Source organism: Pseudomonas sp. J452 (genome assembly GCF_024666525.1).
Lineage (GTDB): Bacteria > Pseudomonadota > Gammaproteobacteria > Pseudomonadales > Pseudomonadaceae > Aquipseudomonas.
On the sequence record NZ_CP088294.1, the window covers coordinates 1,580,959 to 1,599,954 of the forward strand.

An 18,996-nucleotide genomic window follows, 5' to 3' on the forward strand; every position below is an offset into this window, starting at 1 on the left:
ATACCCAGATTGCCGCGCAGCATGCCGCAGGCCGGGGTGGCCGAGATAATCACCTCTGCGCATGTGTATCGACTTTGGTTATGTGCCAGGTGCGCAGCCCTTGGTTATGCTGCAACGCCCTGTCCGTTCGGAAGATAGTGATGGCCCTGTATAGCGCTGAAATCCTCTGGTCGCGTGGCGATCAGGACTTCCTCGACAACCGCTACAGCCGTGGCCACCTGTGGCGTTTCGACGGCGGCATCGAGGTGCCGGCATCGTCCTCGCCGCAGGTGGTGCCATTGCCGGGCTCGCGCGAAGACGCGGTGGACCCGGAAGAGGCCTTCGTCGCCGCGCTGTCCAGTTGCCACATGCTGTGGTTCCTGTCCCTGGCCGCCCGCGACGGCTGGCGCGTGGATGCCTACCGCGATGCAGCCGAAGGCCGCATGGGCAAGAACGCCGAGGGCCGCCTGGCCATGACCCGCGTCACCCTGCGCCCGGCGGTCACCTTCGCCGGCGCCGCACCCAGCCGTGAGCAGCTCGATGCCCTGCACCACGAGGCCCATGAGGCATGCTTTATCGCCAACTCGGTGAAGAGCGAAGTGCGCTGCGAACCGCAGGGCGTCATCTGATCGCGGACAGTCCCCTCTCCCGTTTACGGGAGAGGGCTAGGGAGAGGGGCTTTTCCAGCGTCCCATAAGTGGGCGAGGGGTGCCGACTCACTTGCCCGGCAGCAGCTCGCCCAGCTTCGGCGCATGCGGGCTCTTGTAGGCGTACACCAGCTCGTCGGCCAGGGCCTTGGCCTCGCGGGTCATCAGCTCCTGGTCGCGGCAGACCAGGGAGATGTTCATCGGCGGCACCTGTTCCGCCAGGTCGAGGATTTCCAGCTCCTGGCCGAGCCGCTGCACGTGCTCCAGTACCCGTAGCGACCAGTAGCTGACCGCGTCGGTGTTGAGCGCCAGCTCGCAGCACAGCACCACCGAGGCGCATTCGATGACGCGCTGGGGCGGTGCTACGCCGTAGTTTTCGAACATCAGGCCGACCCGCGACTGCTCCAGCGAATCCTGCAGCAACCACTCCTGCTCGCGCAGCTCGTGCAGCGTGCGCGCACCGCGCAGGGGGTGGCCCTTGCGCACGGCCAGCACGGTGGGCTGCTCATACAGTTCGGTCCAGCTGAAACCCTCGCTGTTGCGGCTGGCCGGCAGGGAGGTCAGCACCAGGTCGAGCTGGCCTTCGCGCAGGCCTTCCATCAGTTTCGACGGGCGCAGTTCGTGGATCTGCACCTGCACGTCGGGGTAGCGCTTGCGGTAGCGGTTGAGGCTATTGATGAACTGGGCGCCGGGGGTAACCGGCGACACGCCGATCGAAACCCGACCATCCATGGTGCCCTTGAGCGTTTCGATTTCCTCGCGGGCGCGGCGCACCTCTTCGAGGATCAGGCGCGCGCGGCGCACCAGGCGTTCGCCGTATTCGGTGGCGGTGATGCCACGGTTGGAGCGCAGCAGCAGAGGCACGCCGAGCTCGGCCTCGAGTTCCTTGATGCCCTTGGACAGGGCCGGCTGGGAGATATGCAGCAGGCGCGAGGCTTCCTGAATGCTGCCGCTTTCACAGATGGCGACGATGGCGCGGAGCTGGTGCAACTTCATGGGCAAGGCCGGGCTTGTGTAGGTAAGGGACGGAATCTAAAGCAAAAAACGCACCTCGTGGCTGAATGCCGATGGACAGCCCCAGACGATTTGTAAGTTAAAAAAACGGCGACCCGCAGGTCGCCCAAGGAGTAGTACGTGGCGCCGCTGTTGCTCAGCGGATCCCCGCCGCGCGCAGGGCGCTGGGGGTGAACTGTTTGCGGCTGTACGGCACGCCGAACTGGTAGGCGTTGGGCTGTTCGTTGTACAGCGCGTTGACCGCGTAGCGCCCGGAGAGCACGTCGTAGTGGGTCTCGGCGCTGAACTGCGGCGCCTGCTGGTCGTAGAAGAAGCTGCCGTGGCCCTCGGAAACGCGCCACAGCTGGCCGCGGCCGTCGTAGGCATCGGCTTCGGCGGCCTGCCAGCTGTCCTCGTCGATGAACAGGTCGCGGCGCGAGTAGACGTGGCGCTGGCCCGGCTTGAGGGTGGCGCTGACGTGCCAGACGCGGTGCAGCTCGTAACGGGTGTGTGCGGGGTTGATATGGCCCGGCTGGATGATGTCGCTGTACTTCAGCTTGGGCGAGCCGAGCTGGTAGCTGTTGTAGGGGATGTAGATCTCCTTCTTGCCCACCAGCTGCCAGTCGAAGCGATCCGGCGAGCCGTTGAACAGGTCCAGGTCGTCCATGGTGCGCATGCCTTCGGCGCCGGGGCTGTCGTAGGCGATCTGCGGGGCGCGGCGTACGCGGCGCTGGCCGGCGCTGTACTGCCAGGCCATGCGCGGCTCCTTGACCTGGTTGATGGTCTCGTGGACCAGCAGCACGCCGCCGGCCATGCGCGCTGGGGCGAGGAATTCCTCGCGGTAGAAGTACAGGACGTTGGCCATTTCCGCCGGGGCATAGTCGGAGAGCCCGGCTGGGTAGGCCAGCTGCTGCTTGATCAGGCTCGGGGTGAAGGCGCCGCCCGCCTGCGGCGAGGCCTGCACCACCATGCGCTGGAAGGTCAGGCCACGGTAGCGGCCGATATGGTTCCAGATCACTTCCAGGCCGTTCTGCGGGATGGCGAACGGCAGGCCGCCGCTGCGGTAGTTGAGCAGGCCGTTGCCGCCCTCGGCCAGCTGGGTGTCAGCGGCGTTGAGGCGGCTGGTGTCCAGGTAGGCCTTGGGCATGATCACCGAACGGCGGCTCGGGTAGACCGGGATGCGGTAGGTCTGCGGGTAGCGCTTGAACAGGGCGAGCTGGCCGGGAGTCAGCTTGTCCTGGTACTGCGCGAGGTTCTCGGCGGTGATGGTGAACAGCGGCTGGTCGGCGCTGAACGGGTCGCTGAGGAAACCGTTGGCGTCGCGCTGGCCGGCGTCCGGGCCGATGCCGCCGGTCCAGGCCGGGATGCTGCCGTCGGCGTTGCCGGCCTGTTCGGCGCCGATCGGCGTGAGGTCCTGGCCGAGGCGGGCGACCTGCTCGGTCGGTACCGCCGCCAGCGTCTGGCCGGCAGCGAACAGGCCGAGGCTGAGGCAGCCGGCACGCAGCAGTTGGGTATGAAGCAGGGAAAACGTCATGTGCAGTGCCCTCAAAAACTCATGCCGAGACTGAACGCGAGGAAGTCGCGGTCGGTGTTGGTGTTGAAGTCGCCGCCGAAGTAGTCGGTGTAACTCAGGCTGGCGGTGTATTTGGACAGGTAGTCGGCGTCGAGGCCGACGCTGAGCGATTGGTTGCCCTCGGTGAAGGTCGGCCCGTAGCCCTCGACGTCGTGGGCGAAGGCCAGGTTGGGCTTGAGGTTGATGCCGGCGATGGCGTCGTTGAAGTCGAGCATGGCGCGCAGGCGATAGCCCCAGGAGTTCTCGGTGTAGAAGCCCTTGTCGCTGCACTGGTCCGGGTTGGCGCTGTTGAGCAGCGCCTGGCACAGCTGGTTGCCGGTCATGCCCAGGGCTGCGGCGGCATCGCTGAGCTGGCCGTAGCCGAACACGCTGCTGCGGCCGAAGCGCAGGTCGGAACCGTCGGTGGAGCCGAGGTTGCCGATATGGCTGTAGCCGACTTCGCCGACCAGGGTCAGGCGGTCGCCACCGAGTACCTGGTCGAAGGTACGTACGGCGCTGACCTGGGCCTGGCTGAACGGCATGCGTTTGTAGCCCTGCACCAGGCTGCCCTGGCTGGCGTCGGCCCAACCCTGGTCGAAGATCGCCAGGCCGTCGATGCCGAGCATGTCGACCAGTCCACCGACGCCGGCGGCGGTGGACACCTCGGTGCCGTTGAGCGACAGCGGCATGTTCGGCCGGTGGCTGATCTCGCCGGAGAGTGCGGTGCCATCCGGGGTGGTGGTGGCGAAGCTGATGCCGTACAGGCGGATGTCTTCCGGGTATTCCAGGTAGTAGCGCGACGTCGCCGGGCCGGGTTCGCCGGTCAGGCTGGCCAGGCTCGGCGCGCCGACCAGCCACATGCTCTCCGGCGTGCGGCTGTGGTAGTTCATGGCGTAGAAGCCGAACTCGGTGTCGTTCAGCTCCGGCACCAGCCAGCGCATGGCCACGCCGAACTGGCCGCTGTCACGCGCTTCCTGGTCGTTCAGGCGCGGCACGTAGCCGTAGGCGGTCGGGTCATCGCGGTCGACGTCGCTGCCGAAGCTGGTCATGCCGATGTCGCAGCCCTTGGCCGCAGTGTCGGCGCCGAAGAAGGTGCCGCAGTTGTCGAGCACGGTCTTCTCCCATTCCAGCTGGTAGAAGGCCTCGATGGACAGGTTGTCGCTCAGGCCCTGGGTGACGTAGAGCATGTTCACCGGGATCAGGCCTTCCTTGAGCTCCGAGCCGGGGCGGCGGAACGCGGCGACGTCGGCCGGGTTGATGGCGTTGATGCTGTTGCCGATGAAGGTGCTCTCGCCCCAGCTCACCACCTGCTTGCCGGCGCGCACGCTGCCCGGCAGGTCGTTGATCAGGTAGTTGTGGTAGACGAAGGCATCCAGCAGCTCGAAGCCGGACGACTGCGCGGCGTTGTCGCGGCCACTGTCGTCGATGTCGTAGAGCAGGCGGTGTTCGTCCTTCAGCTCGAAGTCGTACCAGTACTTGCCACGCAGGAACACGCCGGTGTCGCCGTAGCTCAGCTCCAGGTCGTGGATGCCCTTGAAGATCTTCGAGAAGGTCTCGCCCTGCTTGAAGTTCAGCCGCCCGTCGTCGCTGGTGCGGGTCGAGGCCGTGCCGCCGTTGGCCTTGCCGATGAACGTGCGGTCGGCATCGTCCATGGCCCAGCTGGCGCCGATGGACAGCGACGAGTCGAAACGCCCCTCGATTTCCCCGATGTTGAAGCTGGCGGCCTGGGCCGGTAGCGCGCTTGCCAGTGCTACGGCCAGTGCCAGGGCATGGGGGTACATGGCCCCTGCGCCTTTTGTTGTTCTATTCATGCTGCTCTCCGCCTGGGAACTGCTGATCAATGCCCGCCGCCGGCCATCGCCGTGCGGCGCATCGTTAGGTGACTGCCTGATGACAGCTGCCGGGGCATCCTAGGGGGCTGCCGGGGTCCTGACTTCTGAATAATCCTTATGCCTATAGCCAAAGGTGAGAGCTGCTCGTGGGGGCGTCGCTGAATGCGCTGCAAAGCCCGCCAGCCGGGGCTTGCCCGTGTGCAGGGCACATAACCTGGGGTTATCTCGATAAGCAGGATTCGCCCGGCGCACCAGGTGTGGGCATGGGTTTGCCGTTGTTGTGCAGGGGGGAGGGTGTTGCCGTAACGCAGCCTGCCGCGGCAGTTGTGGTGTTGTCGCCGGCAGAAATGCTCGGGGCGCAGGCATAAAAAAACCGCCCCGGAGGGCGGTTCTTTCACAGCAGCAGCGAATTACAGACCGTTGGCGGCCTTGAACTCGCGGCGGCGGCGGTGCAGGACCGGCTCGGTGTAGCCGTTCGGCTGCTTGGTGCCTTCGACCACCAGTTCCAGGGCAGCCTGGAAGGCGATGTTGCTGTCGAAGTTCGGCGCCAGCGGACGGTACAGGGCATCGCCCGCGTTCTGACGGTCGACTACCGGCGCCATGCGCTTGAGGCTGGCAACGATCTGCTCTTCGCTGACGATGCCGTGACGCAGCCAGTTGGCCAGCAGCTGGCTGGAGATGCGCAGGGTGGCGCGGTCTTCCATCAGGCCGACGTCGTTGATGTCCGGCACCTTGGAGCAGCCGACGCCCTGGTCGATCCAGCGCACCACATAACCGAGGATGCCCTGCGAGTTGTTGTCCAGTTCGTTCTGGATCTCTTCCGGGGTCCAGTTGGTGTTCGGCGCCAGCGGGATGCTCAGGATGTCGTCGATGGACGCGCGCTCGCGCTTGGCCAATTCGGCCTGGCGGGCGAACACGTCGACCTTGTGGTAGTGCAGGGCGTGCAGCGCGGCGGCGGTCGGCGACGGGACCCAGGCGGTGTTGGCACCGGCCAGCGGGTGCATGATCTTCTGCTCGAGCATGCCGGCCATCAGGTCGGGCATGGCCCACATGCCTTTGCCGATCTGGGCGCGACCTTGCAGGCCGGTGGCCAGGCCGATGTCGACGTTCCAGTTCTCGTAGGCGCTGATCCACTTCTCCGCTTTCATGGCGGCCTTGCGCACCACGGCGCCGGCTTCCATGGAGGTGTGGATTTCGTCACCGGTACGGTCGAGGAAGCCGGTGTTGATGAACACCACGCGCTCGCTGGCGGCTTTGATGCACGCCTTGAGGTTGACGGTGGTGCGGCGCTCTTCGTCCATGATGCCGACTTTCAGGGTGTTGCGAGTCAGGCCGAGGACGTCTTCGACGCGGCTGAAGATTTCGCTGGTGAAAGCGACTTCTTCCGGGCCGTGCATCTTCGGCTTAACGATATAAACCGAGCCGGTACGGGTGTTCTTGCGGCTGGTGTTGCCATTCAGGTTGTGGATGGCGATCAGGCTGGTGAACAGGCCGTCCTGGATACCTTCCGGGATTTCGTTGCCCTGGGCATCGAGGATCGCCGGGTTGGTCATCAGGTGACCGACGTTGCGGATGAACAGCAGGCTGCGGCCGTGCAGGGTCAGCTCGCTACCGTCGGCCTTGGTGTAGACGCGGTCCGGGTTCATGGTGCGGGTGAAGGTCTTGCCGCCTTTGGCCACTTCTTCGGCCAGGTCGCCCTTCATCAGGCCGAGCCAGTTGCGGTAGACGATGACCTTGTCATCGGCATCGACGGCGGCGACCGAGTCTTCGCAGTCCATGATGGTGGTCAGCGCGGCTTCCATCAGCACGTCTTTGACGCCGGCGGCGTCGGTCTGGCCGACCGGGGTGCTGGCGTCGATCTGGATTTCGAAGTGCAGGCCGTTGTGCTTGAGCAGCACGGCCTTCGGCGCGGCAGCTTCGCCCTGGAAGGCGATGAACTGGGCGGCGTTCTTCAGGCCGGTGCTGTTGCCGTTTTTCAGGCTGACGGACAGTTGGCCGTTCTTCACTACATAAGCAGTGGCGTCGACGTGGGAAGCACCTTCCAGCGGCGCGGCTTCGTCGAGGAAGGCGCGGGCGAAAGCGATGACCTTGTCACCACGGACCTTGTTGTAGCCTTTGCCTTTCTCGGCGCCGTTTTCTTCGCTGATCACGTCGGTGCCGTACAGGGCGTCGTACAGCGAGCCCCAGCGGGCGTTGGAGGCGTTCAGGGCGAAACGCGCGTTCATCACCGGTACCACCAGCTGCGGGCCGGCCAGACGGGCGATTTCTTCGTCGACGTTCTGCGTGGTGGCCTGGAAGTCAGCCGGTTCCGGCAGCAGGTAGCCGATTTCCTGGAGGAAGGCTTTGTACGCGGCGGCGTCATGCGCCTGGCCGGCACGGCCTTGATGCCAGGCGTCGATCTTGGCCTGGAAATCATCACGCTTGGCGAGCAGGGCGCGGTTTTTCGGGGCCAGATCGTTGATCACGGCTTCGGCGCCAGCCCAGAACTTGTCGGCAGCGATGCCGGTACCGGGGATGGCTTCATTGTTGATGAAGTCGTAAAGGGCTTTGGCGACCTGCAGGCCACCGACTTGAACGCGCTCAGTCATTGCTTGCCTCACTTGATTCCAGACAGCTCTAAATCCGGGCCGGACGGCCATGTAGTACGAGCCGCGGGATACTACATGACTCAAACGAAAAAATCAGTCACGGTCTGTCAGCGCCTGCCAGGCGGCGCTGGACGGCGATCTATCTATACTGGCGCGATCAACTGACAACGGAGGTTGCAATGCGCGTGGTACAAGCGGGTGTAAATGATCTGGATGAATTGGTCGGCCTGTTCGCTGGCTACCTGGAGTTCTACGAGGTGCCCAGGGCGGCCGGGGAGATCGCCAAGTTCATCGGCGCGCGCCTGCAGCGCGGCGATTCGACCCTGTTTATCGCCCGCAATGAGCAGGGCGTGGCGCAGGGCTTCGTGCAGCTATATCCCTTGTTTTCCTCGCTGAGTATGGCGCCGGCCTGGCTGCTCAACGATCTGTATGTGGCACCCAGTGCGCGCCGCCAGGGCGTCGCCGAGGCGCTGATGAATGCCGCCCGCGCCCACGGCGTGGCCACGGGCGCCTGTGGCCTGCAGCTGGAGACGGCAAAGACCAACCTGGGCGGCCAGGCCCTCTATGAAAAGCTAGGCTATGTACGAGATGAGGTGTTTTATACCTATTGGCTGAGCCTGGCGGATTGAAGGCTTGCAGTCTCAGGAGCGAGCTCCGCTCGCGAAGCATTGCGCTGATTGGTTTCGCGGGCAGAGCGCGCTCCTACATTTAAATACAACAGGGGGTTTTCCATGAATCATCTGGTACTCACGGTAATCGCCCCGGACCAGCCGGGCCTGGTCGAGCGCATCGCCCAGTGCATCGCCGGCCATGGCGGCAACTGGCTGGAGAGCCGCATGTCGCGCATGGCCGGGCAGTTCGCCGGCATCCTGCGCGTGGCTGTACCGGCGGAAGGCTACGACGAACTGGTCGAGTCGCTGCAGGCCCTGAATGCCCAGGGCATCCGCGTGCTGGTGGCGGAAAGCGGCATCGAGCCGTCCTGCACCTGGAAACCGATCCTCCTCGACCTGGTCGGTAACGACCGCCCCGGCATCGTCCGCGACATCACCCGCCTGCTGGCCGAGCAGGGCGTCAACCTGGAAAGCCTGACCACCGAAGTGGCGCCCGCGCCGATGAGCAGCGAACCGCTGTTTCACGCCGAAGCGGTGCTCGCGGTACCGCTGACGCTGTCGCTGGATGTGCTGCGCGACAAGCTGGAAAACCTCGCCGATGACCTGATGGTGGAGCTGAATCTGCGCGTCGACCCATGAGAATCTGTCTACGATCAAGAGATCGTCGGCAGATTCTGATATCCCCGAATTCCGGGGATGGACCTGTGGATAAACTGGGGAGCCCCGGCGCACGCACTAGTGCCCCGGGGCTTTTCTTTAAGTGCCTAAAAAACCAGCAGATTCAGGATGTTGTGCACAAAGGCCGGGGATGCTTCTGTGGATAACCACGGGATGAACGGCGCCAGGCAGCGGCTGCTGTGGCTTACGTGGGATTGAGCGTTTTCTGAGCGACTGCGCCACCGACCTGGCCTTGGCCATCCCGCCTTTGGCGCACTTGTGTCCGGCGCAGTTGAGCATCCGGCGATATCCCCGATTAACGGGGATGGCCTTGTGGATAAGCTGGGGAGTGGCGGCGCCACCCCTAGTGCCCCGCAGCTTCTCGGTTGTTGACTAAAAAACCAGCAGTTTCAAGGCGTTGTGCACAAAGACCGGGGATGCTTCTGTGGATAAGGTCGGGATGACTGGCGCCAGGCCAGGCGTGCTGCAGTCTGTGGCCGTTTGGTTGTTTTCTGTGCAAGACGGGGCGATACCTAGCCCCTAGCCAGGCAGCCGCATAGTTGTAGGGTGCGCCGTGCGCACCACCACCCCCGCAGGACCCTCTGCTGCGCACAGGGCGCACCGATGGACTCCCCTCAGGCCACCTGCCGGCGCCGCAGACTGATCCAGATATCCAGGCTATACAGCGCCAATCCGGCCCAGATGCAGATAAAGGCCAGCAGCTTGCTCGGGTCGAGATGCTCGTCGAACAGCAAGATCGCCTGCAGCATCACCAGGGTCGGCGCCAGGTATTGCAAGAAGCCCAGGGTGGTGTAGGGCAGATGGCGCGCGGCGGCGTTGAAGCACAACAGCGGCACCAGGGTGATCGGCCCGGCGGCGATCAGCCACAGCGCCTGCGAGGTGCTCCAGAATGCACCTTGCGTGCTCATCGCCGCCGGATGCCAGAGCAGCCAGCCGAGTGCCAGCGGCAGCAGCAGCCAGGTTTCCACCACCAGGCCAGGCAGGGCGGCCACCGGCGCCTGCTTGCGGATCAGCCCGTAGAAACCGAAAGTCAGCGCCAGCACCAGCGAGACCCAGGGAATGCTGCCCACCTGCCACAACTGCTGCAGCACGCCCAGCGCGGCCAGGCCCACGGCCAGCCACTGCAGGCGGCGCAGGCGTTCGCCGAGCAGCAGCATACCGAGCAGCACGTTGATCAACGGGTTGATGTAATAGCCAAGGCTGGCTTCGAGCATGCGCCCGTTGTTCACCGCCCAGACATAGACCAGCCAGTTGCTGGCGATCAGCATGCCACTGATCGCCAGCACACCCAGGCGCCTGGGGTTATTGCGCAGTTCACGCAGCCAGCCCGGGTGCTTCCACGCCAGCAGCAGGGCGGCGCCGAACAGCGCCGACCACAGCGCGCGATGAACGATGATCTCCAGCGCCGGCACGTTCTGGATGGCTTTGAAATACAGCGGAAACAGACCCCAGATGGTGTAGGCGATGATGCCCAGCAGATACCCGCGTTGCGGGTTGGCGGTGGCCATGCAGAATCCTTGGTTAGGCAGCTAACTAAGCCAGCGATTCTAGTGGGGCAGGGCGAGCTTGTCTGGTTGTTCAGCTCTGTTCGGGCTGCCGCTGCGGCGATATCTGTAAGCCTGGCTTTACAGGTTGCGAGGTGACTGTTCGCTGAGGCTCAGCGTGCCGCTGTAGCTGAACAGCGTACCCAGCAGTGGCAAGGCAAAGCCGACATGGAAGTGGTAGCGGCCGTTGTCGATACGTTTATAGGCGCTGGTGCGCGGCAGCAACCAGAGTGGCACGCGTACGCCATGCAGCCAGGCCTTGAGTGGGCGCCAGTACCAGCCGCCGGCATGGATATCCACCGCCAGGGCCAGGCGCACACTACCGGTTGTCTCGAGCCAATAACCCGCTGGCCAGCAGCCGTGGGGATGAAAGGTGGATAGCAGGGGAGCGGCCGTGGCGAAGTAACGATCCCAGTGCAGGGTTGCGCCGCTGGAATGGATTATCACCTTGAGCTCGACCTGAGGATGCTCCAGAGGAATGCCTAGGCGACCAGCCAGGCGCCTGCCGAGCAGGCCGGCCAGGCCTTTACCCAGGTGCAGATCAATCTTGCCCTGCAGACTGCCGCCTTGTCGATGCAGCTGCTGCAGCAACGGATGAAGCTGGCTGAAGCCATCGCCGAACCAGCGCTCGACACTTTGCATGGGGCCTCCTTGGCCGACGTAGCCTAGAACAGCTTCAGCGGCTCTTCATCCAGCGCCGCCATCTGCTCGCGCAACATCAATATCTGTTCGCCCCAGTAACGTTCCGTGCCGAACCAGGGGAAACTCATGGGGAAGGCCGGATCGTCCCAGCGCCTAGCCAGCCAGGCGCTGTAGTGCATCAGGCGGAGGGCGCGCAGGCCTTCGATCAGTGGCAGTTCGCGGCTGGCGAAGTCGTGGAACTCGTTGTAGCCGTCGACCAGTTCGGCCAGTTGCCCGAGGCGCTCGTGGCGTTCGCCGGCGAGCATCATCCAGATGTCCTGCACCGCCGGGCCCATGCGGCAGTCGTCGAGGTCGACGATATGGAAGCTGTCGTCGCGGCACAGCAGGTTGCCCGGATGGCAGTCGCCGTGCAGGCGGATCGGCGTGTAGCGCACGCTGGCGAACAGCTGGTCGAGGCGCTTGAGCAGGTCGCGCGCTACCGACTCGTAGGCCGGCAGCAGGCTGCGCGGGATGAAGTTGCCATCCATCAGGGTCGCCAGCGATTCGTGACCGAAGTTGACCACGCCCAGCGCTTCGCGATGGGCGAACGGGCGGCTGGCGCCGACCGCGTGCAGGCGCCCGAGCAGTTGGCCGAGGCGATACAGTTGGTCGAGGTTGCCCGGCTCCGGGGCGCGACCGCCGCGGCGTGGGAACAGGGCGAAGCGAAAGCCCGCGTGCTCGAACAGGGTCTCGCCGTCGCGCACCAGGGGCGCCACCACCGGGATTTCGCAGTCGGCCAGTTCCGCGCTGAAGGCATGCTCCTCGCGGATCGCCGCATCGCTCCAGCGTGCCGGGCGATAGAACTTGGCGATCAGCGGCGTCTCGTCCTCAATGCCCACCTGGTAGACGCGGTTTTCGTAGCTGTTGAGGGCTAGCACGCGGGCGTCGCTGAGGTAGCCGAGGCTCTCCACGGCATCCAGCACCAGGTCGGGGGTGAGCGTGGCGAAAGGATGGGACATGGGCGACTCCGGTTGCGGGGCGCAGAGTGTAACCCCTGGCCGGCGCAATAACAGAAGCGTTGCCAGCGGTAGCCCGGACTTCAGTCCGGGGCTCTGCGCCAGTTTCCCGGACTGAAGTCCGGGCTACGCCAGGTTCAGTAGTCGCCCGGCTTGGGCGTACGTGCCAGGCAGTAGATATCCACCCGCGCTGCGCCGGCCTTGCGCAGCAAGCGGGCGATGGCCTCGGCGGTGGCGCCGGTGGTCAGTACGTCGTCGATCACGGCCAGATGCTTGCCCTGCACCTCTGCATTGGCCTCCAGGGCAAAGGCGCGGCGCAGGTTGCGCAGGCGCGCGGCGGCATCCAGATCCTGCTGGTGGGCGGTGTCCTGCGGGCGCTGCAGCCAGTGCTTCTGCGTGGGCAGGGCGAGGCTGGCACCGAGCCAGTCGGTGAGCATCTCGGCCTGGTTGAAACCGCGCTGGCGCAAGCGCTTGCCGGCCAATGGCACCGGTAGCAACAGGTCGGGGCGCGGCAGGCCTTCGGCGAAGGCGTGTCGCAGGTGATGTGACAGCAGGTCGGCCAGCAGACGTCCCAATGGCCAACGTGCCTGGTGCTTGAAGCGGGTGATCAGGCTGTCGATCGGGAAGGCATAGCGCCAAGGCGCTTCCACTCGTTCGAAAGCCGGTGGTCGCTTGAGGCAGGCGCCGCAGACCAGCCCGCTGTCCGGCAAGGGTACGGCGCAGACCGCGCAATGCCCGCCCAGCCAGGGCAGTTCGCTTTCGCAGGGGCTGCACAGCGGCAGTGCCGACTCACTGGGTTCGGCGCAGAGCAGGCAGAATTGTTTGTTTTTTGCCCAGATGTAAACCTGGTTGTCTCGGTGTGGTTGACAGCGCATGGTCCTTCCCTGACGATGCCGAACAGCCGTGTTGCGACCAGCCTAGCAGCCAACGAATAAGGAATACCCCCGATGAGTGCCAGCATTTCTTCCGTCACCCGTCACGACTGGAGCCTCGCCGAGGTCAAGGCACTGTTCGAACAGCCGTTCAACGACCTGCTGTTCCAGGCCCAGACCGTACACCGCGCGCATTTCGACGCCAACCGCGTGCAGGTCTCGACCCTGCTGTCGATCAAGACCGGCGCCTGCCCGGAAGACTGCAAGTACTGCCCGCAGTCCGGCCACTACAACACCGGCCTGGACAAGGAAAAGCTGATGGAAGTGCAGAAGGTGCTGGAGGCCGCCGCCGAGGCCAAGGCCATCGGTTCCACCCGCTTCTGCATGGGCGCGGCGTGGAAGCACCCGTCGGCCAAGGACATGCCCTACGTGTTGAAGATGGTCGAGGGCGTGAAGAAGCTCGGCCTGGAAACCTGCATGACCCTGGGCAAGCTCGACCAGGAACAGACCCGCGCCCTGGCCGAGGCCGGCCTCGACTACTACAACCACAACCTGGATACCTCGCCGGAGTTCTACGGCAACATCATCACCACCCGCACCTACAGCGAGCGCCTGCAGACCCTGGCCTACGTGCGTGAGTCGGGGATGAAGATCTGCTCCGGCGGCATCCTCGGCATGGGCGAGTCGCTCGACGACCGCGCCGGCCTGCTGATCCAGCTGGCCAACCTGCCGGAGCACCCGGAAAGTGTGCCGATCAACATGCTGGTCAAGGTCAAGGGCACGCCGCTGGCCGAGGAGCAGGACGTCGATCCGTTCGACTTCATTCGCATGCTGGCCGTGGCGCGGATCATGATGCCGAAATCCCACGTGCGCCTGTCCGCCGGCCGCGAGGCGATGAACGAGCAGATGCAGGCTCTGGCCTTTATGGCCGGCGCCAACTCGATCTTCTACGGCGAGAAGCTGCTGACCACCAAGAACCCGCAGGCGAGCAAGGACATGCAGCTGTTCGCCCGTCTTGGCATCAAGCCGGAAGAGCGCGAAGAGCATGCCGACGAAGTACACCAGGCGGCCATCGAGCAGGCGCTGGTCGAGCAGCGCGACTCCAAGCTGTTCTACGACGCCACCTCGGCCTAAACCGCTCTTCATGTAGGAGCCAGCTTGCTGGCGATCGGTTGTGACGACGGATCGCCAGCAAGCTGGCTCCTAGCGGGTATTGCACATGCCTTTCGATCTAGCTGCTCGCCTCGCCGAACGCCACGCTGCGCATCTCTATCGCCAGCGGCCCTTGCTGGACAGCCCGCAAGGGCCGTTGGTGCAGGTCGACGGCCGCCAGCTGCTGGCCTTCTGCTCCAACGACTATTTGGGCCTGGCCAATCACCCCGAGGTAATTCGCGCCTTGCAGCAGGGGGCGGCCAAGTGGGGCGTTGGCGGCGGCGCCTCGCACCTGGTGATCGGCCACAGTACGCCGCACCATCAGCTGGAAGAGGCCCTTGCCGAGTTCACCGGCCGCCCGCGCGCGCTGCTGTTCTCCACCGGCTATATGGCCAACCTGGCGGCGGTGACGGCGCTGGTCGGGCAGGGCGATACGGTGCTGGAAGACCGTCTCAACCACGCCTCGCTGCTGGATGCCGGCCTGCTCTCCGGGGCGCGCTTCTCGCGCTACCTGCACAACGATGCAGTCAGCCTGAGCAACCGTCTGCGCAAGGCCGGGGGCAACACTCTGGTGGTCACCGACGGGGTGTTCAGCATGGATGGCGACCTGGCCGATCTGCCCAACCTCTGCGCGGAGGCCAAGGCCAGCAACGCCTGGGTGATGGTCGACGATGCCCACGGCTTCGGCCCCCTGGGCGCCAGCGGTGGCGGCATAGTCGAACACTTCGGCCTGGGCTTGGACGATGTGCAGGTGCTGGTCGGCACCCTGGGCAAGGGGTTCGGCACGGCCGGGGCTTTCGTCGCCGGCAGCGAGGAGCTGATCGAGACGCTGATCCAGTTCGCCCGTCCCTACATCTACACCACCAGCCAACCGCCGGCGGTGGCCTGCGCCACCCTGAAGAGCCTGGAACTGCTGCGCACGGAAGGCTGGCGCCGCGAGCACCTGAACAAACTGGTCGCGCGCTTCCGTCAGGGCGCGGCCGAGATCGGCCTGAGCCTGATGGACAGCCCGACGCCGATCCAGCCGATCCTGGTCGGTGACAGCGAGCGCGCGCTGAAATTATCTGCATTATTGAAAGAACGCGGCCTGCTGGTCGGCGCCATTCGTCCACCGACGGTGCCGGTGGGCAGCGCGCGCCTGCGCGTGACCCTGTCTGCCGCGCACAGCGAGGCGCAGCTGGAACAACTGCTCGACTCGCTGGCCGAGTGCTGGCCGCAGGTACGCGACGATGCGTGAACAACTGATTCTGCTACCCGGCTGGGGCCTCGGCAGTCTGCCCCTGGAAGTGCTGGTTGAGGCCCTGCGCGGCCTGGCCCCGCAACTGCAGGTGGTGATCGAGCCGCTGCCCGAACTGGCCAGCGGCGAGCCGCGCGACTGGCTGCTGGAGCTGGACGAGCGTTTGCCCGAGCACACCTGGCTGGGCGGCTGGTCGCTGGGCGGCATGCTTGCCAGCGAGCTGGCGGCGCTGCGCGGCGAGCGCTGCCGCGGCCTGCTGACGCTGGCCAGCAACCCCTGCTTCGTTGCCGGCGGCGACTGGCCACATGGCATGCCCGAGGCGACCTTCAACGCCTTTGTCGACGCCTGCCGGCAAGACCCGCGCGCCACCCGCAAGCGCTTCAGCCTGCTCTGCAGCCAGGGCGCCGAGACCGCGCGTGATCTGGCGCGCCAGTTGCTGGCCGGCGCACCGCAGCTGGCGCCCGAGGTGCTGCTGGCTGGGCTGGAGGTGCTGGGCAATTTCGATGGGCGCAGTGCCATCCAGCGCTTCGCCGGGCCGCAGTTGCATCTGCTGGCCGGCGCCGATGCGCTGGTGCCGGCCGAGGTGGCCGGCGACCTGCTGGCGCTGCAGCCGGATATCGAGGTCGGCCTGATCGAAGACGTCAGCCATGCCTTCGTGCTGGAGCGGCCCCATGAAGTGGCGGCGGCGATCCTGGCGTTCCTCAGCGAGGGCGGAGATGACTGACTGGCACGAACAGAGCGGTTTGCCGGACAAGCGCCGGGTCGCGGAGTCCTTTTCCCGCGCGGCGCACAGCTACGACAGCGTCGCCGCCCTGCAGCGCGCCGTGGGTGTCGAACTGCTGGCGCGCCTGCCGCTGCAGCTGGCGCCGCAGTGCTGGCTGGACCTGGGTTGCGGCACCGGGCATTTCAGTCGGGTGCTGGCGGCGCGCTTCCCTGGTGCCGAGGGCGTGGCTCTGGATCTGGCCGAAGGCATGCTGCGGCACGCTCGGCCGCTGGGTGGTGCGCAGCAATTCGTCGCCGGTGATGCCGAGAGTCTGCCGCTGCGCGATGGCTGCTGCGATCTGCTGTTTTCCAGCCTGGCGGTGCAGTGGTGTGGCGATTTCTCCGCCGTGCTCGACGAAGCGCGCCGCGTGCTCAGGCCCGGCGGCGTGCTGGCTTTCACCAGTCTGTGTGTCGGCACCCTGCAGGAGCTGCGCGACAGCTGGCAGGCGGTGGATGGTTTGGTTCACGTCAATCGATTCCGCCGTTTCGCCGACTACCAGCAGCTGTGTGCCGACAGCGGCTTGCAGGTGCTCGGACTGGAGCGCCGGGCGCAGCGCCTGCACTTCCCCGATCTGCGCGAGCTGACCCATGAACTCAAGGCGCTCGGCGCACACAACCTCAATCCGGGGCGCCCTGGCGGCCTGACCGGGCGGGCGCGGATTCGCGCGCTGGTCGAGGCCTATGAGGTTTTCCGCCAGCCCGAGGGCCTGCCAGCCACCTACCAGGTGGTCTATGGCGTGCTGCACAAGCCATTGTAGGAGCCAGCTTGCTGGCGATGCTTTTGACCCGCCAAGATCGCCAGCAAGCTGGCTCCTACAGAGTTTGCTGCGCGCAGCGCTCCGTCGAATCTCCTACATGCGTACTTCGAGAGAACTATGAGCAGAGCGTTCTTCGTCACCGGCACCGACACCCCACTGTTGGCTAAAGAGTCGGCAAGACCTGGTGGTCGGCTGTCGGGCAGGGAGTTGCACGTATGAAGCAGGCTTACTTTGTCACCGGCACCGACACTGAAGTCGGCAAGACCACCATCGCCGCCGGCCTGTTGCATGCCGCGCGTTTGGCCGGGCTGAGTACGGCGGCTGCCAAGCCAGTGGCCTCGGGCTGCGAGCGCACCAGCGATGGGCTGCGTAACAGCGATGCACTGGCCCTGCTCGGCGAATGCACGCTGCCGCTCAGCTACGCCCAGGTCAATCCGCTGGCCTTCGCCCCGGCCATTGCCCCGCACTTGGCGGCGCGCGAGGCGGGTGTGGCGCTGACGCTCGAAGCGCTGACTGTTCCGGTGCAGCAGGTGCTCGCCCAGGGCGCCGATTTCACCCTGGTCGAAGGTGCGGGTGGCTGGCGCGTACCGCTGGCCGGGCAGGCGAGCCTGTCCGACCTGCCGATTGCCCTGGGTCTGCCGGTGATCCTGGTGGTCGGCGTGCGTCTCGGCTGCATCAACCATGCGCTGCTCACCGCCGAGGCGATTGCCCGCGATGGCCTGACCCTGGCCGGCTGGGTGGCGAATATTGTCGAGCCGCAGACCGCGCGCCTGGAAGAAAACCTGGCGACCCTCGCCGAGCGCCTGCCTGCGCCGTGTCTGGGGCAGGTGCCGCGTCTGGCGCAGGCCAGCCCGGCGGCGGTGGCGGCGTATCTGCAAGTGGACTTGCTGGAGATGCCGGCATAAGTAGTGGCTCGGCCATAGCCATTTGCTTGTACAAAAAATGAGCATTTTCTGCTTAAATCTTCTGCATACCTCTGCATGAGTGGGATCGCAGCATGGAAATCTCTGGTAGTGCCTTCAATTCCGGCCTGAACGCCATTCAGGCTGGACAGCGTCGCGTTGACCAAGCCGCCACTGAAATTGCCAGCAACACCCTGCCTCAGGCGCCGGTGGAAACGCCGCCGCAGCAGGTCAACCCGTCCCCGAACAGTGCGGCGAACACCCAGGCTGATCTGGCTGAAAGCCTGGTCGCCCTCAATGTCGGAAAGACCGAGGTGCAAGCGGGTGCCAAAGTCGTGGAAACGGCTGACGAAGTACTGGGTACCCTGATCGATACCCGCGCCTAAGCGCACGCAAGAGCAGTCTCGCCCGGCAGCGGGGCGAGGAGGAGTTGGATGCAGATCGGCAGCGCTACGCCTTATGTCGCGCCTTCGCCGTCATCCTTGCCGGCACGCTCCCTGTCGTCCGCTGATTCCGTTGCCCCGTCTTCCCCTGAACTCAATCGCAGCAATCAATCTCCTGTCACGTCCACCCCGGCGACGGGCGCGGATGAGCAGGCTTCTTTGCGCGAGGAAGCCGACAGCCCTGGCAATGGCGAGAACGCCAAACCTTCTGCGCGTGAAGCCGAGCAGTTGCGGCAAGAGCAGCTGCAAGTCGCCGAGCTGGCCAGCCGTGACCGTGAAGTGCGCGCCCATGAACAGGCCCATGCGGCCGTAGGGGGCGCCTATGCGGGCGCCCCCTCCTATAGCTACAAGCGCGGCCCGGATGGCAAGTCTTATGTGGTGAGTGGCGAAGTCAGCATCGATGTCAGCCCGATCCCCAATGATCCGCAAGCCACCCTGCGCAAAATGGAAGTGGTGCAGCGCGCGGCGCTGGCGCCGGCTGAACCGTCCTCCCAGGATCGTAGTGTCGCGGCGCAAGCCCAGGCCCAGGCCGCCCAGGCACGCAGCGATCTGGCCCAGCTACAACGTGAAGAGGCCGTTGCTGCCAGCGAGGAACGGCGCTTGCGTGCCGAAGAGCGCGAGCAGGAACTGCAATACGAGGAGAAAGAAGAGAAACCCGTGCAGCAGCCTGCGATATCTGCGCCTAGTCTTGATCTGTATCGGGGACTCAGCCAGTTGCAGAGCCCCGAGCCGACGGTCGATCTGCTTGCCTGAGCGGTCGCTTTCGGATGCTTGACAAGGTTGGGGCGTAAACGTATGTTTCAAACGCC

At 65.3% G+C, this 18,996-nt stretch carries 18 protein-coding genes; 10 read left to right on the forward strand and 8 right to left on the reverse strand.

Annotated features, from left to right (window positions below; all coding sequences use genetic code 11):
- Nucleotides 1–140: 140 nt before the first annotated feature.
- Nucleotides 141–608: an OsmC family protein gene (locus LRS11_RS07135; protein WP_260496169.1), complete on the forward strand. Its 468-nt coding sequence runs from the start codon at nt 141–143 to the stop codon at nt 606–608.
- An 87-nt stretch (nt 609–695) separates the two neighbouring features.
- Here the strand turns inward: LRS11_RS07135 and LRS11_RS07140 are convergent, their stop codons facing one another.
- The 4 genes from LRS11_RS07140 to LRS11_RS07155 all read right to left on the reverse strand — a co-directional run bounded on the left by LRS11_RS07140 (nt 696) and on the right by LRS11_RS07155 (nt 7,591).
- Entirely contained in the window at nt 696–1,622 is a 927-nt protein-coding gene (locus LRS11_RS07140; RefSeq protein ID WP_260496170.1) for a LysR family transcriptional regulator, read from the reverse strand.
- A gap of 154 nt (nt 1,623–1,776) precedes the next feature.
- On the reverse strand, nt 1,777–3,153 hold the full coding sequence (locus tag LRS11_RS07145; protein ID WP_260496171.1) for a DUF1329 domain-containing protein: 1,377 nt from the start codon (nt 3,151–3,153) through the stop codon (nt 1,777–1,779).
- A gap of 11 nt (nt 3,154–3,164) precedes the next feature.
- Complete coding sequence (locus LRS11_RS07150) at nt 3,165–4,982, reverse strand: DUF1302 domain-containing protein (protein WP_260496172.1); 1,818 nt, start codon at nt 4,980–4,982, stop codon at nt 3,165–3,167.
- Between the two features lie 431 nt (nt 4,983–5,413).
- On the reverse strand, nt 5,414–7,591 hold the full coding sequence (locus LRS11_RS07155; RefSeq protein WP_260496173.1) for a malate synthase G: 2,178 nt from the start codon (nt 7,589–7,591) through the stop codon (nt 5,414–5,416).
- Nucleotides 7,592–7,770: 179 nt separating this feature from the next.
- Between LRS11_RS07155 and LRS11_RS07160 the strand changes: the two genes are divergently transcribed.
- The gene (locus LRS11_RS07160) at nt 7,771–8,220 is read left to right on the forward strand and encodes an N-acetyltransferase (RefSeq protein WP_260496174.1); all 450 of its coding nucleotides are present in this window, start codon (nt 7,771–7,773) and stop codon (nt 8,218–8,220) included.
- Nucleotides 8,221–8,322: 102 nt separating this feature from the next.
- Nucleotides 8,323–8,841 (forward strand): glycine cleavage system protein R, encoded by a 519-nt coding sequence (locus tag LRS11_RS07165; protein WP_260496175.1) that lies wholly within the window; start codon nt 8,323–8,325, stop codon nt 8,839–8,841.
- A gap of 653 nt (nt 8,842–9,494) precedes the next feature.
- Here LRS11_RS07165 and rarD read toward each other — a convergent pair.
- The 4 genes from rarD to LRS11_RS07185 form a co-directional block, all read right to left on the reverse strand.
- The gene (gene rarD / locus LRS11_RS07170) at nt 9,495–10,388 is read right to left on the reverse strand and encodes an EamA family transporter RarD (protein WP_260496176.1); all 894 of its coding nucleotides are present in this window, start codon (nt 10,386–10,388) and stop codon (nt 9,495–9,497) included.
- A gap of 117 nt (nt 10,389–10,505) precedes the next feature.
- Nucleotides 10,506–11,066, reverse strand: coding sequence for a DUF4166 domain-containing protein (locus LRS11_RS07175; protein ID WP_260496177.1), 561 nt, complete (start codon nt 11,064–11,066; stop codon nt 10,506–10,508).
- Nucleotides 11,067–11,089: 23 nt separating this feature from the next.
- The gene (locus LRS11_RS07180; RefSeq protein ID WP_260496178.1) at nt 11,090–12,064 is read right to left on the reverse strand and encodes a serine/threonine protein kinase; all 975 of its coding nucleotides are present in this window, start codon (nt 12,062–12,064) and stop codon (nt 11,090–11,092) included.
- Between the two features lie 134 nt (nt 12,065–12,198).
- Nucleotides 12,199–12,936 (reverse strand): ComF family protein, encoded by a 738-nt coding sequence (locus tag LRS11_RS07185; RefSeq protein ID WP_260496179.1) that lies wholly within the window; start codon nt 12,934–12,936, stop codon nt 12,199–12,201.
- A gap of 72 nt (nt 12,937–13,008) precedes the next feature.
- On the opposite strand from LRS11_RS07185, the gene bioB reads away from it, so the two are divergent.
- The 7 genes from bioB to LRS11_RS07220 all read left to right on the forward strand — a co-directional run bounded on the left by bioB (nt 13,009) and on the right by LRS11_RS07220 (nt 18,940).
- Entirely contained in the window at nt 13,009–14,067 is a 1,059-nt protein-coding gene (gene bioB, locus LRS11_RS07190) for a biotin synthase BioB (protein WP_182832292.1), read from the forward strand.
- A gap of 85 nt (nt 14,068–14,152) precedes the next feature.
- Complete coding sequence (gene bioF / locus LRS11_RS07195; protein ID WP_260496180.1) at nt 14,153–15,322, forward strand: 8-amino-7-oxononanoate synthase; 1,170 nt, start codon at nt 14,153–14,155, stop codon at nt 15,320–15,322.
- Nucleotides 15,315–16,046 carry an alpha/beta fold hydrolase gene (locus tag LRS11_RS07200; RefSeq protein WP_260496181.1) on the forward strand — a complete coding sequence of 244 codons (732 nt, stop codon included), beginning with the start codon at nt 15,315–15,317 and terminating at the stop codon, nt 16,044–16,046. The genes bioF and LRS11_RS07200 overlap by 8 nt, the downstream gene beginning before the upstream one ends.
- Nucleotides 16,039–16,842, forward strand: a complete 804-nt coding sequence (gene bioC / locus LRS11_RS07205; RefSeq protein ID WP_260496182.1) for a malonyl-ACP O-methyltransferase BioC — start codon at nt 16,039–16,041, stop codon at nt 16,840–16,842. The genes LRS11_RS07200 and bioC overlap by 8 nt, the downstream gene beginning before the upstream one ends.
- A gap of 215 nt (nt 16,843–17,057) precedes the next feature.
- Complete coding sequence (bioD, locus tag LRS11_RS07210; RefSeq protein WP_260496183.1) at nt 17,058–17,747, forward strand: dethiobiotin synthase; 690 nt, start codon at nt 17,058–17,060, stop codon at nt 17,745–17,747.
- A gap of 92 nt (nt 17,748–17,839) precedes the next feature.
- Complete coding sequence (locus LRS11_RS07215) at nt 17,840–18,130, forward strand: hypothetical protein (RefSeq protein WP_260496184.1); 291 nt, start codon at nt 17,840–17,842, stop codon at nt 18,128–18,130.
- A 48-nt stretch (nt 18,131–18,178) separates the two neighbouring features.
- Nucleotides 18,179–18,940: a putative metalloprotease CJM1_0395 family protein gene (locus LRS11_RS07220; protein WP_260496185.1), complete on the forward strand. Its 762-nt coding sequence runs from the start codon at nt 18,179–18,181 to the stop codon at nt 18,938–18,940.
- The last annotated feature ends 56 nt before the right edge of the window (nt 18,941–18,996 follow it).

What these genes read in the sequence shown, in the direction of transcription:
- LRS11_RS07135 (WP_260496169.1), top strand. Translation starts at nt 141, where the DNA reads ATGGCCCTGTATAGCGCTGAAATCCTCTGGTCGCGTGGCGATCAGGAC.
- LRS11_RS07140 (WP_260496170.1), bottom strand. Translation starts at nt 1,622, where the DNA reads ATGAAGTTGCACCAGCTCCGCGCCATCGTCGCCATCTGTGAAAGCGGC.
- LRS11_RS07145 (WP_260496171.1), bottom strand. Translation starts at nt 3,153, where the DNA reads ATGACGTTTTCCCTGCTTCATACCCAACTGCTGCGTGCCGGCTGCCTC.
- LRS11_RS07150 (WP_260496172.1), bottom strand. Translation starts at nt 4,982, where the DNA reads ATGAATAGAACAACAAAAGGCGCAGGGGCCATGTACCCCCATGCCCTG.
- LRS11_RS07155 (WP_260496173.1), bottom strand. Translation starts at nt 7,591, where the DNA reads ATGACTGAGCGCGTTCAAGTCGGTGGCCTGCAGGTCGCCAAAGCCCTT.
- LRS11_RS07160 (WP_260496174.1), top strand. Translation starts at nt 7,771, where the DNA reads ATGCGCGTGGTACAAGCGGGTGTAAATGATCTGGATGAATTGGTCGGC.
- LRS11_RS07165 (WP_260496175.1), top strand. Translation starts at nt 8,323, where the DNA reads ATGAATCATCTGGTACTCACGGTAATCGCCCCGGACCAGCCGGGCCTG.
- rarD (WP_260496176.1), bottom strand. Translation starts at nt 10,388, where the DNA reads ATGGCCACCGCCAACCCGCAACGCGGGTATCTGCTGGGCATCATCGCC.
- LRS11_RS07175 (WP_260496177.1), bottom strand. Translation starts at nt 11,066, where the DNA reads ATGCAAAGTGTCGAGCGCTGGTTCGGCGATGGCTTCAGCCAGCTTCAT.
- LRS11_RS07180 (WP_260496178.1), bottom strand. Translation starts at nt 12,064, where the DNA reads ATGTCCCATCCTTTCGCCACGCTCACCCCCGACCTGGTGCTGGATGCC.
- LRS11_RS07185 (WP_260496179.1), bottom strand. Translation starts at nt 12,936, where the DNA reads ATGCGCTGTCAACCACACCGAGACAACCAGGTTTACATCTGGGCAAAA.
- bioB (WP_182832292.1), top strand. Translation starts at nt 13,009, where the DNA reads ATGAGTGCCAGCATTTCTTCCGTCACCCGTCACGACTGGAGCCTCGCC.
- bioF (WP_260496180.1), top strand. Translation starts at nt 14,153, where the DNA reads ATGCCTTTCGATCTAGCTGCTCGCCTCGCCGAACGCCACGCTGCGCAT.
- LRS11_RS07200 (WP_260496181.1), top strand. Translation starts at nt 15,315, where the DNA reads ATGCGTGAACAACTGATTCTGCTACCCGGCTGGGGCCTCGGCAGTCTG.
- bioC (WP_260496182.1), top strand. Translation starts at nt 16,039, where the DNA reads ATGACTGACTGGCACGAACAGAGCGGTTTGCCGGACAAGCGCCGGGTC.
- bioD (WP_260496183.1), top strand. Translation starts at nt 17,058, where the DNA reads ATGAAGCAGGCTTACTTTGTCACCGGCACCGACACTGAAGTCGGCAAG.
- LRS11_RS07215 (WP_260496184.1), top strand. Translation starts at nt 17,840, where the DNA reads ATGGAAATCTCTGGTAGTGCCTTCAATTCCGGCCTGAACGCCATTCAG.
- LRS11_RS07220 (WP_260496185.1), top strand. Translation starts at nt 18,179, where the DNA reads ATGCAGATCGGCAGCGCTACGCCTTATGTCGCGCCTTCGCCGTCATCC.